This window comes from Streptomyces sp. NPDC050564 (assembly GCF_044457265.1).
Taxonomy (GTDB): Bacteria; Actinomycetota; Actinomycetes; order Streptomycetales; family Streptomycetaceae; genus Streptomyces.
On sequence record NZ_JBITGS010000023.1, the window covers coordinates 171,012 to 181,742 of the forward strand.

The 10,731-nt window shown below is 70.4% G+C and carries 11 protein-coding genes; 10 read left to right on the top strand and 1 reads right to left on the bottom strand.

Going from position 1 to position 10,731, the window contains the following annotated elements:
* Window positions 1-28: 28 nt before the first annotated feature.
* On the bottom strand, window positions 29-1,198 hold the full coding sequence (locus ACIBK0_RS32540) for a YihY/virulence factor BrkB family protein (RefSeq protein ID WP_399087781.1): 1,170 nt from the start codon (window positions 1,196-1,198) through the stop codon (window positions 29-31).
* 17 nt (window positions 1,199-1,215) lie between these two features.
* On the opposite strand from ACIBK0_RS32540, the gene ACIBK0_RS32545 reads away from it, so the two are divergent.
* The 10 genes from ACIBK0_RS32545 to ACIBK0_RS32590 all read left to right on the top strand — a co-directional run.
* Window positions 1,216-2,850 (top strand): acyl-CoA dehydrogenase family protein, encoded by a 1,635-nt coding sequence (locus tag ACIBK0_RS32545; protein ID WP_399087783.1) that lies wholly within the window; start codon window positions 1,216-1,218, stop codon window positions 2,848-2,850.
* 267 nt (window positions 2,851-3,117) lie between these two features.
* Window positions 3,118-4,416, top strand: coding sequence for a GAF domain-containing protein (locus ACIBK0_RS32550; protein WP_399087785.1), 1,299 nt, complete (start codon window positions 3,118-3,120; stop codon window positions 4,414-4,416).
* Window positions 4,417-4,943: 527 nt separating this feature from the next.
* Window positions 4,944-6,308: a hypothetical protein gene (locus ACIBK0_RS32555; RefSeq protein WP_399087787.1), complete on the top strand. Its 1,365-nt coding sequence runs from the start codon at window positions 4,944-4,946 to the stop codon at window positions 6,306-6,308.
* Between the two features lie 115 nt (window positions 6,309-6,423).
* Window positions 6,424-6,996, top strand: coding sequence for a GNAT family N-acetyltransferase (locus tag ACIBK0_RS32560; protein ID WP_399087789.1), 573 nt, complete (start codon window positions 6,424-6,426; stop codon window positions 6,994-6,996).
* Window positions 6,997-7,136: 140 nt separating this feature from the next.
* A complete protein-coding gene (locus tag ACIBK0_RS32565) occupies window positions 7,137-7,220 on the top strand; it encodes a putative leader peptide (RefSeq protein ID WP_309486338.1) in 84 nt (27 codons plus the stop codon).
* Window positions 7,221-7,355: 135 nt separating this feature from the next.
* A complete protein-coding gene (locus ACIBK0_RS32570) occupies window positions 7,356-9,050 on the top strand; it encodes a nitrite/sulfite reductase (RefSeq protein WP_399087791.1) in 1,695 nt (564 codons plus the stop codon).
* A complete protein-coding gene (locus tag ACIBK0_RS32575; RefSeq protein WP_399087793.1) occupies window positions 9,047-9,226 on the top strand; it encodes a hypothetical protein in 180 nt (59 codons plus the stop codon). Before ACIBK0_RS32570 ends, ACIBK0_RS32575 begins: the two co-directional genes overlap by 4 nt.
* The gene (locus tag ACIBK0_RS32580; RefSeq protein ID WP_399087795.1) at window positions 9,223-9,933 is read left to right on the top strand and encodes a phosphoadenylyl-sulfate reductase; all 711 of its coding nucleotides are present in this window, start codon (window positions 9,223-9,225) and stop codon (window positions 9,931-9,933) included. The genes ACIBK0_RS32575 and ACIBK0_RS32580 overlap by 4 nt, the downstream gene beginning before the upstream one ends.
* Window positions 9,930-10,502 (top strand): adenylyl-sulfate kinase, encoded by a 573-nt coding sequence (gene cysC, locus ACIBK0_RS32585; RefSeq protein ID WP_399087797.1) that lies wholly within the window; start codon window positions 9,930-9,932, stop codon window positions 10,500-10,502. Before ACIBK0_RS32580 ends, cysC begins: the two co-directional genes overlap by 4 nt.
* The coding region (locus tag ACIBK0_RS32590; protein WP_399087799.1) for a phosphoadenosine phosphosulfate reductase family protein at window positions 10,499-10,731 on the top strand (233 nt) is incomplete at its 3' end. The genes cysC and ACIBK0_RS32590, both read left to right, overlap by 4 nt.

Genomic DNA, 10,731 nt, shown 5'->3' on the forward strand with positions numbered 1-10,731 from the left:
GGAAGACGTGGAAGACGTAGCGGGGGTGTCACTCCCCCGGAGGGGGCTCGTCCCCGTTCCGGTGCGGATGGTGATGCGTGCTCTTCGCATGCGTGCGCAGCCGGGACGTCACGTCCTCCGGGGGCAGGAAGCGAGACCAGCGCTCCGGGAATTCGGAGGGCATGTCCGGGTCGTCGGGGTCGATGTCGGCGTCGTAGGAGTGGGCGGCGGCCGCGCGGGCGACGTACTCGGCCGCCTGCTCCTGGCGCAGGCGCTCGTTCGCCGCGCGGGCGGCGGAGGTGGCGGCGGCCGGCCAGACACGGTCGATGGCGGCGTTGACGGCGGCGCCGACCAGGACCGCGAACGCGGACACGCCGATCCAGAGCAGGACGGCGACGGGCGCGGCGAGCGAGCCGTAGATCGTGGGGCCCTCGACCGTGTTGGTCAGGTAGATACGGAGCAGGAAGCTGCCGAGCACCCACATGGCGAGGGCCACCAGGGCGCCCGGCACATCCTCGACCCAGGGAGAGCGCACCGGCACGGACACGTGGTAGAGCGTCGTGAGGAAGGCGACCGACAGCACGATGACGACAGGCCAGTAGAGGATCTGCACGACGGTCGTCGACCACGGCACGAAGTTCACCACCGCGTCCGGGCCCGCCACCATCAGCGGCAGCGCGACCGAGCCGATCAGCAGCGCCACGATGAAGAGCAGGAACGACATCACGCGGGTCTTCACGATCCCGCGGGTGCCGTCGAGGCCGTACATGACGGTGATCGTGTCGATGAAGACGTTCACCGCGCGGGAGCCCGACCACAGGGCGAACAGAAAGCCGAGGGAGATGATGTCGGGGCGGCCGCCCTTCATCACGTCGTGCAGGATCGGCTCGGCGATCTGGTGCACGCCCTTCTCGGTGAGGACCGTGCGGGACGCGTCGAGGAGGTTGGACTCGAGGCTGGCGATCGTGTCGGCGCCGGTCCAGTCGTCGACGTATCCGAGCAGGCCGATGAGGCTCAGCAGCAATGGCGGCACGGACAGAAGCGTGAAGAAGGCGGCCTCGGCCGCCAGACCCAGGATCCGGTACTCCATGCACGAGTTGACGGTGTCCTTGAGCAGCAGCCAGGCGGTCCTGCGCTTCGATACGTTCCGGTACAGCGCGCGAGCGCGGTGAAAGCGGCCCGAGGGAGGCCGTTCAGGTGTTTCTTTTGCCTGGTGCACCTCCTTACCGTATCCGTATGGCAGCCAGCACCCACACCGTGACCAACCAGGCTCCGCCCCTGGTCGGATATGACGTATTCGCCGCCGACCGGGCCCTCGTGGAGGCGGTCGACCGGCATCTCGATCCAGAGCTCCTAGACGAGGCGCGCGAGGAACTGTCGGCCCTCGGACGCACGTCCGGTTCCGCGCAGGTGCAGGAGTGGGGGGCACTGGCCAATGAGTACCCGCCGAAGCTGCGCACCCACGACCGCTACGGCAACCGCATCGACGAGGTCGAGTTCCATCCGTCCTGGCACCGGCTCCTCGGCAAGGGCGTCTCGGCCGGGCTGACAGCGGCCTGGTCGCGCCCCGGCGGACACCTCAGGCGCGCCGCCGCCTTCGTGATCTGGACGCAGGTCGAGGCGGGCAACGGCTGCCCGCTGTCGATGACCCACGCTGCGGTGCCCGCGCTGCGCACCGACCCGGCGCTGGCCGCCGAGTGGGAGCCGCGGCTGACCTCCATGATCTACGACCAGGACCTGCGGCCCGCCTCCCAGAAGGCCGGGGTCATCTTCGGGATGGGGATGACGGAGAAGCAGGGCGGCAGCGACGTACGCGCCAATACGACGGAGGCGCGACCGCTCGCCGAGGACGGGACCTACGTGCTGACCGGCCACAAGTGGTTCTGCTCGGCGCCGATGTCGGACGGTTTCCTGGTGCTCGCGCAGGCTCCCGGCGGGCTCACCTGCTTCCTCGTTCCGCGCGTCCTGGAGGACGGCACCCGGAACGCATTCCGCATCCAGCGGCTCAAGGACAAGCTCGGCAACAAGTCGAACGCGTCGAGCGAGGTCGAGTTCGACGGGACCTGGGCGCGCCGGGTCGGGGACGAGGGGCGCGGGGTGCGCACCATCATCGAGATGGTCGCGGCGACCCGGCTGGACTGTGTGCTCGGCTCCGCCTCACTGATGCGGCAGGCCGTCGCGCAGGCCGTCCACCACTGCACGTACCGCGAGGCGTTCGGCGGCAAGCTCATCGACAAACCGCTGATGAGGAACGTATTGGCGGACCTGGCACTGGAGTCGGAGGCGGCGACGACGCTCGCGCTGCGGCTGGCCGCCGCGTACGACGACGGCAGCGAGCAGGAGCGGGCGTTCCTGCGGCTCGCGGTGCCGGCCGCCAAGTACTGGGTGACCAAGCGGTGTACGCCGGTGGCGGTGGAGGCGCTGGAGTGCCTGGGCGGCAACGGGTACGTCGAGGAGTCCGGCATGCCCCGGCTGCTGCGCGAGTCGCCGCTCAACTCCATCTGGGAGGGCGCGGGCAATGTGCAGACGCTGGACGTGCTGCGCGCGCTGCAGCGGGAGCCGGGGGCGCTCGACGCGTTTCTGCGGGAGGTGGGGCGGGCCCGGGGCGCCGACCACCGGCTCGACGGGGCCATCAAGAACCTGCTGGCGGAGCTCGCCGACCTGGACGGCGTCGAGGGGCGCGCCCGCAGGCTCGTCGAGCGCATCGCGACGGTGCTCCAGGGGTCGCTGCTCGTCCAGTACGCGCCCCCGGAGGTCGCCGACGCGTTCTGCGCCTCACGGCTGGGCGGGGACTGGGGTTCGGCCTTCGGCACGTTGCCGCACAGTCTGGATCTGGCCGCGGTGGTGGAGCGGGCGCGGCCCGTGTCGTGAGGGGTCGCCGGGGCTGATGCGGGGGTGGTGCTGCGCCGACACGGCACCACCCCCGCTTGCCGGCCCCGTTCAGGGAGCTCGGACGCCGCGCAGGGCGACGTCGTTGTCAGTTTCAAGGAACCTTGTGACCGTTGGCGAGAGTTGCAGACCGTTGCATTCGTTTGTGCTCCTTGTGCGAACTTCCGGCGTCCTGGGCCGAGAGCAGGCACGATGTGGAGTGACGGCGGCGTCACTGCTCGTATGCGGTACTGGTTTGGGGAGTGTCCTGTGAAGACCACATCGTTCAACCCCGCCCGTTTCGCTCCGCCGGACGCGTCCGAAACGGTCCGGCGTCTGCAGGAAACCTGGGCCGCGACGCTCAGAGGCGAACGCTCCCCGATCGCTCCCCGGCCGGTTATCGGTCAGTCATGGCAACGAGTGAAACGTTTCGGAGTCGATCCCGAACAAAGCACGGACAGCGAGCTGTTGCAGACGGACGAACTCGAACATCGCCGGACATCCACCGCCCTCGCCGAGGTGATGCCTGTCCTCAGTGGCGGGCTGGGCTCGGTCGCCGACGCGTCCCTGCAGATCATGGTGGTCACGGACCCGGAGGGCCGGGTGCTGTGGCGCGAGGGCAACGCGGGGGTGCTGCGCCGGGCCGACACCATCTGTCTGGAGGAGGGCGCCGCCTGGAGCGAGGACACGACGGGCACCAACGCGATCGGTACGGCGTTGACGGCGGGGGCGCCGGTCCAGGTGCACTCGGCCGAGCACTTCGTGCGCACGCTGCACGACTGGACCTGTGCCGCCGCGCCGGTGCACGACCCGCGCGACGGGAGACTGCTCGGCATCATCGACGTCAGCGGCCCGGACAGCACCTTTCACCCGGCCACGCTCGCTCTGGTCGACTCGGTGTCCCGGCTGGCCGAAAGCGAGTTGCGCAGCAGGCATCTGACGGCCATCGAGCGGCTGCGCGCGGTGGCTGCGCCCATCCTGTGCCGGCTGGGCGGCAAGGCGCTGGTGGTGGACACCAACGGCTGGCTCGCGGCCGTCACGGGGATGCCACCCGTCGACCGGGTCGCGCTGCCCGGCTCCCTCGGCGCGGGCCGGGTCTGGCTGCCCTCCCTCGGGACGTGCGTCGCGGAGCCGATGCCCGGCGGCTGGCTGCTACGGGTCACGGAGACCGAGACCTCCGGGTGCGCAAGCCGCGTGGTGCTCGACCTCACCGAACCCCGGCGGCCGTGCGCCACCATCACCGGCGCGGCGGGCAGTTGGGCACAGGACCTCACCCCACGCCACGCCGAGCTCCTCTACGTCCTCGCCTTGCACCGCCACGGCCGCAGCGCGGCCCAACTCGCGGTCGACCTCTTCGACGACCCGACCCGCACGGTGACCGTCCGCGCCGAACTCTCCCGCCTGCGCCGACGCCTCACAGGCCTCCTCGACCACCGCCCCTACCGCTACCGCGAGGAGGTGGAGATCGAGGTCCTGCTCCCGGACGATCCACTGGACCTGCTCCCACATTCCACGGCACCGGCGGTGGTGGGTGCGCGGGCGGGGGCCTCCAGCCCATCGGGGGTTTGAGAACGGGGGCGTCCTTGCCGAGCGAAGTCTGGGGGCAGCCCCTGGCCGTCTCCTGGGCGGGGGCCCAGAGGCACAGCATGTGCAGGGGGCCGGACGGAGCAGCCGGGGCGGGGGCCGCGCAGGAGCCCAGCCCTCAGCGGGACCCGGGAACACAACCCCCAACACGGAGCCCAAAGGGCAGAGCCCAGGCAGGGCCCGAGGTCACAAGCTCGTTCAGGCGTCCAGGCGGTGGCGCAGCCCCCGGCGGGGTCTGAGGCGCAACTCCGGGCAGGGATCCAGGGGGCGCAGCCCGCAGGATGGGCCCCTGGGGCGGAGCCCCAGAAGGATGGGACGGGTAGGGGCGGCGGGGCGAAAGAATCCCTCGCGCGGCCAACGAGTGCCGTCACGTGCGTATTTCGTGAGCGTGTTCCGGGGTCTTCGACCAGGCCCGCCGGTCTCTGCCGTAGCATCCCCTCACAGGCCACCCCACCCGTCTCTCCGTCAACGCCCGGAGCGTGAGAGGCAGTTGGCCTTCCTCGGGAGGACGCATGAAGTACCGCGGCAGGCATCGTCGTCGTAGAAGGGGACAGGCGCTGCGCGCCACCCTGGCCGGAACCGCCCTCGCGCTCACCGCGGCCGCCACCCTGATCAGCACCTCCCAGGCCACGGGCAGCGGCACGCCAGGCGGCCTGACCCCGCTCACCTCGGCGGCCGCGACCGGCAAGCTTCGCCTCCACGAGAACCTGGTCGCCCGGGACACCCTCGACACGCTCACCAAGGACATGGGCGGGAACGTCGGTGTCGACGGCGTCCTCAGCACCGCCGACCGCTCGATGCGCGACGAGGCCGACTGCGCCGCCGGCGAGCGCGCCGCGCTTCCGATCGAGCCGACGGCCACGCGGGCGTACTGCTGGGAGAGCGGTGACGCGAGGACCCGGCAGTGGCAGCCGCGGTCCGTCACCACTTCGGGCGACGCGGACGACGACGGCCACTGGGGCGAGCACCGGGTGATCCTGGCCGGCTGGACGCACCACGACGACCAGGCCGCCGCGCCGACCCGGGACGAGGGCCTCGCCCGGATCGCCTTTGTCGACGCGACCGACCCGCACGCCCTCACCTACGACTGGGTCCTGCTCGTCGCCCCGCGCGACGGCGGCAAGGACTTCGCGGCGGTCCCCTCCGACCTGGGCGGCATGGTCTGGTACCAGGACAAGCTGATCGTCACCGCCGCGCACGGCGCGGGCCTGCTCGTCTTCGACATGCACCGCATCCTGAAGGCCGACGTGAGCAGCGGCGCCGTCGGCAGGGTGAGCGGCGGCTACTCGGCGGACGGCTACCAGTACGTGCTTCCGGCCATCGGCTCCTACGACGTGCCCGGCGGCGCGTGCGGCGGCGAAGACGCTCACACGGTCCCCTGCTTCGGCTCCCTCTCCCTGGACCGCACCTCGACGCCGGACAGCCTGGTAGCGACCGAGCGGTCCATGTCCGACGGTGCGAAGCGGGCCCGAGTCTGGCGGTACTCCTACAGCACCGCGGCCTACCGCACGGGCCTGCTCGCCGACTCCCAGGGGTACGTCGACGCCGTCGAGGCCTACGAGACGAGGGCCGCAGGCCTGTCCGGCGCCCTCTCGCGCACACCGAGCGGCGCGCGCAAGGCCGACTGGTACGTCGGCCACACACCCGACCACGGCACCCAGCACGACACCCTCTGGCGGCAGACCGAGCGCGGCGCCAAGGCGGCCACCTGCACCGCGGACCGGTCGCACGCGTGCTGGGGCCTGGGCGCCGAGTCCCTCTCCTACTGGCAGGAGACGGACGAACTGTGGACGCTGACCGGGGCGGGGGCCGACGCGGGAACGAGGCGGGTGCTGTACGCGGTCCCGCTGTCCTCGGTCGACGGCTCGCTGGGGTAGCCGACGGCTCGCCGGCGCGGACGCCCGGCTGCGAGGGCTCTCCGGGAGAGGAACCCGGCGAGCTCCCGTGGCTGCTTTTTGGAGACGCACCCGCCCCCATGGTTCCCTGGCCCGCATGAGCAACCTCACCGTGACCACCTGGTCCCTGGAGCAGACGGCCCCGACCGACCTGCTCCCCGCGATCGGCCCCGACGGGGACGTCCGGATCGTGCGCGCCGAGGTCCCCTCGCCCGAGTTCAGCCGCTTCCTGTACTCGTCGGTCGGCGGGGACATCCGCTGGACGGACCGGCTCGGCTGGACGTACGCGCAGTGGCAGGAGTCGCTGGAGCGACCGGGCGTGGAGACCTGGGTCGCCTACGACAGGGGTACGCCCGCGGGCTACGTCGAGCTGGACCCCCAGGACGACGGCGTCGTGGAGATCGTCTACTTCGGGCTGATCCCCGCCTTCCGGGGACGCCGCATCGGCGGACACCTCCTCTCGTACGGCGTCGCGCGGGCCTGGGACCTGGCCGAACGCTGGCCGGGACGGGCCGAGACCAAGCGGGTCTGGCTGCATACCTGCAGCAAGGACGGGGAGCACGCGATGGACAACTACCTGCGTCGCGGCTTCAAGCTCTTCGACACCAAGGTCGAGGAGGAGGCGGACGTTGTCACGCCGGGCCCGTGGCCGGGAGCGCGGGCGGTCTGACCTGCTGATGACCCGATTCGGTACGGTCGGAGAACCCGGCCGTGTGACCGACGACACCCTTGTCTCATGATTCGGGACAAGGGTGTCCACATGATGGATGACGGTGGACTGGCCCGAGATCCCCGTGACACGCTTCCGTCATGTCTGGAACTGGAATTGCCTTGGTGAGTCGGCGGCACGTCGACCTCGGCCGCATGTCCAGCGCCATCTGTCCGGCGAGCTGACCAGCCCAGCACCGCCCGACCATTTCCCTTTTGCGAGCCTTGCGCAGTGACGCGCCCATACATCCGTATGCGCCCGTATGCGCAGGTCAGAGCCGCTGACAGACCTGTCCCGCAGTCTCGAAGGACGTAGCAACCATGGCCGCCACCCCGCAGAATCCCGCCGCCGCGCCCCGCCGCAAGGTGAGCCGTCACCGCGGCGAGGGTCAGTGGGCCGTGGGTCACTTCACCCCGCTCAACGGCAACGAACAGTTCAAGAAGGACGACGACGGTCTCAATGTGCGGACACGCATTGAGACGATCTACTCCAAGCGGGGCTTCGACTCGATCGACCCCAACGACCTGCGCGGCCGGATGCGCTGGTGGGGTCTGTACACCCAGCGCAAGCCCGGGATCGACGGCGGCAAGACCGCGGTCCTGGAGCCCGAGGAGCTGGACGACAAGTACTTCATGCTGCGCGTCCGCATCGACGGCGGCCGGCTGACCACCGATCAGCTGCGCGTCATCGGCGAGATCTCTCAGGAGTTCGCGCGCGGCACCGCCGACCTCACCGACCGGCAGAACGTGCAGTACCACTGGATCCGCATCGAGGACGTCCCGGAGATCTGGGAGCGTCTGGAGGCCGTGGGCCTGTCCACGACCGAGGCCTGCGGTGACACGCCCCGCGTCATCCTCGGCTCGCCCGTCGCCGGGATCGCCGAGGACGAGATCATCGACGGCACCCCGGCCATCGACGAGATCCACCGCCGGATCATCGGCAACAAGGACTTCTCGAACCTGCCCCGCAAGTTCAAGACCGCGGTCTCCGGCTCGCCGCTCCTCGACGTGGCGCACGAGATCAACGACGTCGCGTTCGTCGGTGTGAACCACCCCGAGCACGGGCCCGGCTTCGACGTCTGGGTCGGCGGCGGCCTCTCCACCAACCCGAAGATCGGTCAGCGCCTCGGCGCCTGGGTCCCGCTGGACGAGGTCCCGGACGTCCACGTGGGCATCCTCTCGATCTTCCGCGACTACGGCTACCGGCGGCTGCGCACCCGCGCCCGCCTGAAGTTCCTGGTCGCCGACTGGGGTGTCGAGAAGTTCCGTCAGGTCCTGGAGGACGAGTACCTGCAGCGGAAGCTCGTCGACGGCCCGGCACCCGACCAGCCGGTCGCCCGCTGGCGCGACCACGTCGGTGTGCACCGGCAGCAGGACGGCCGCTACTACGTCGGCTTCGCCCCGCGCGTGGGCCGCGTGGACGGCGCGACCCTCACGAAGATCGCCGAACTGGCCGAGGCACACGGCTCCGGCCGCCTGCGCACGACCGTCGAGCAGAAGATGATCGTGCTCGACGTCGAGCAGGAGCAGATCGACTCGCTGGTGGAGGGCCTCGAAGCCCTCGACCTGACCGTGAAGCCGTCGCCCTTCCGCCGCGGCACGATGGCCTGCACCGGCATCGAGTACTGCAAGCTCGCCATCGTCGAGACCAAGGCCCGCGGTGCCTCGCTGATCGACGAACTCGAGCGCCGCATCCCCGAGTTCGACGAGCCCATCACCATCAACATCAACGGCTGCCCGAACGCCTGCGCCCGTATCCAGGTCGCGGACATCGGTCTCAAGGGCCAGCTGGTCCTCAACGACCAGGGCGAGCAGGTCGAGGGCTTCCAGGTGCACCTCGGCGGAGCGCTCGGCCTGGAGGCCGGTTTCGGCCGCAAGGTCCGTGGCCTGAAGGTCACTTCGGAAGAGCTGCCCGACTACGTCGAGCGGGTCCTGAAGCGCTTCCAGGAGGAGCGCGAGGACGGCGAGCGCTTCGCCACCTGGGCCTCGCGCGCCGACGAGGAGTCGCTGTCATGAGCGAGCGAGCCGCCCCCTTCTACTGCCCCTACTGCGGTGATGAGGACCTTCGTCCGAGCGAGCAGGGCCACGGCGCGTGGGAATGCGCGGCGTGTAGTCGAGCCTTCCAGTTGAAGTTCCTCGGGCTGCTCGCCCGTGGGGTTCGGCGTACTGAAGGTGGAGGGGACGAGATATGACGACCACTCAGGAAGAGCGTACGGGCGAGGACTTGAAGAGCATCGCCGAGCAGGCGGGGCGCGACCTGGAGGACGCGTCCGCCCTGGAGATCCTCCGGTGGGCGGCCGAGACCTTCGGCAAGAAGTTCTGCGTGACCTCCTCCATGGAGGACGCGGTGGTCGCCCACCTGGCGTCCCGCGCGTTCCCCGGTGTGGACGTCGTCTTCCTCGACACCGGCTACCACTTCCCGGAGACCATCGGCACCCGCGACGCGGTCGAGGCCGTGATGGACGTCAACGTCATCACGCTCACCCCGCGCCAGACGGTGGCCGAGCAGGACGCCGAGTACGGCCCCAAGCTGCACGACCGCGACCCCGACCTGTGCTGCGCGCTGCGCAAGGTCAAGCCCCTCGAGGAGGGCCTGACCAAGTACGACGCATGGGCGACCGGGCTGCGCCGCGACGAGTCCCCCACCCGGGCGAACACCCCGGTCGTCGGCTGGGACGAGAAGCGGCAGAAGGTCAAGATCTCGCCGATCGCCCGCTGGACGCAGGACGACGTGGACGCGTACGTCGCCGAGCACGGGGTCCTCACCAACCCGCTGCTGATGGACGGTTACGCCTCCGTCGGCTGCGCGCCCTGCACCCGGCGTGTGCTGGAGGGCGAGGACGCGCGCGCCGGCCGCTGGGCGGGCCGCGCGAAGACCGAGTGCGGGCTGCACGGATGACCACGACCACTCAGATTTCTCAGGAGCAGCAAGTGACGACCGGAGCCACCATCTGGCTCACGGGTCTGCCGAGTGCCGGCAAGACCACCATCGCGTACGAGCTGGCCGGCCGGCTGCGCGAGGACGGACACCGCGTCGAGGTGCTCGACGGCGACGAGATCCGCGAGTTCCTCTCGTCGGGTCTCGGCTTCTCGCGCGCGGACCGCGACACGAACGTGCAGCGCATCGGCTTTCTCGCCGAACTGCTCTCGCGCAACGGAGTCAAGGCGCTCGTCCCGGTGATCGCGCCCTACGCGGACAGCCGTGAGGCGGTGCGCGGGCGCCACCAGAAGGGCGGCACGCCGTACCTCGAGGTCCACGTGGCCACCCCGGTCGAGGTCTGCTCCGTACGCGATGTGAAGGGCCTGTACGCCAAGCAGGCCGCGGGCGAGATTTCCGGCCTCACCGGCGTCGACGACCCCTACGAAGAGCCCGAGTCACCCGATCTGCGGATCGAGTCGCACACCCAGACCGTGCAGGAGTCCGCGGCGGCGCTGCATGCGCTGCTCACCGAGAGGGGTCTCGCATGACGACCGCAGCCACTGTCTCCGAGGCAGCCGGTGATTCCGAGGAGTCCAGCCCGTACGCGCTGTCGCACCTGGACGCGCTGGAGTCCGAGGCCGTCCACATCTTCCGCGAGGTCGCGGGCGAGTTCGAGCGGCCGGTGATCCTCTTCTCCGGCGGCAAGGACTCCATCGTCATGCTGCACCTCGCGCTGAAGGCGTTCGCCCCCGCGGCGGTCCCCTTCTCACTGCTGCA

Coding starts and splice junctions, on each gene's coding strand:
- ACIBK0_RS32545 (WP_399087783.1), top strand. CDS start 1,216: ATGGCAGCCAGCACCCACACCGTGACCAACCAGGCTCCGCCCCTGGTC.
- ACIBK0_RS32555 (WP_399087787.1), top strand. CDS start 4,944: ATGAAGTACCGCGGCAGGCATCGTCGTCGTAGAAGGGGACAGGCGCTG.
- ACIBK0_RS32560 (WP_399087789.1), top strand. CDS start 6,424: ATGAGCAACCTCACCGTGACCACCTGGTCCCTGGAGCAGACGGCCCCG.
- ACIBK0_RS32565 (WP_309486338.1), top strand. CDS start 7,137: ATGTCTGGAACTGGAATTGCCTTGGTGAGTCGGCGGCACGTCGACCTC.
- ACIBK0_RS32570 (WP_399087791.1), top strand. CDS start 7,356: ATGGCCGCCACCCCGCAGAATCCCGCCGCCGCGCCCCGCCGCAAGGTG.
- ACIBK0_RS32575 (WP_399087793.1), top strand. CDS start 9,047: ATGAGCGAGCGAGCCGCCCCCTTCTACTGCCCCTACTGCGGTGATGAG.
- ACIBK0_RS32580 (WP_399087795.1), top strand. CDS start 9,223: ATGACGACCACTCAGGAAGAGCGTACGGGCGAGGACTTGAAGAGCATC.
- cysC (WP_399087797.1), top strand. CDS start 9,930: ATGACCACGACCACTCAGATTTCTCAGGAGCAGCAAGTGACGACCGGA.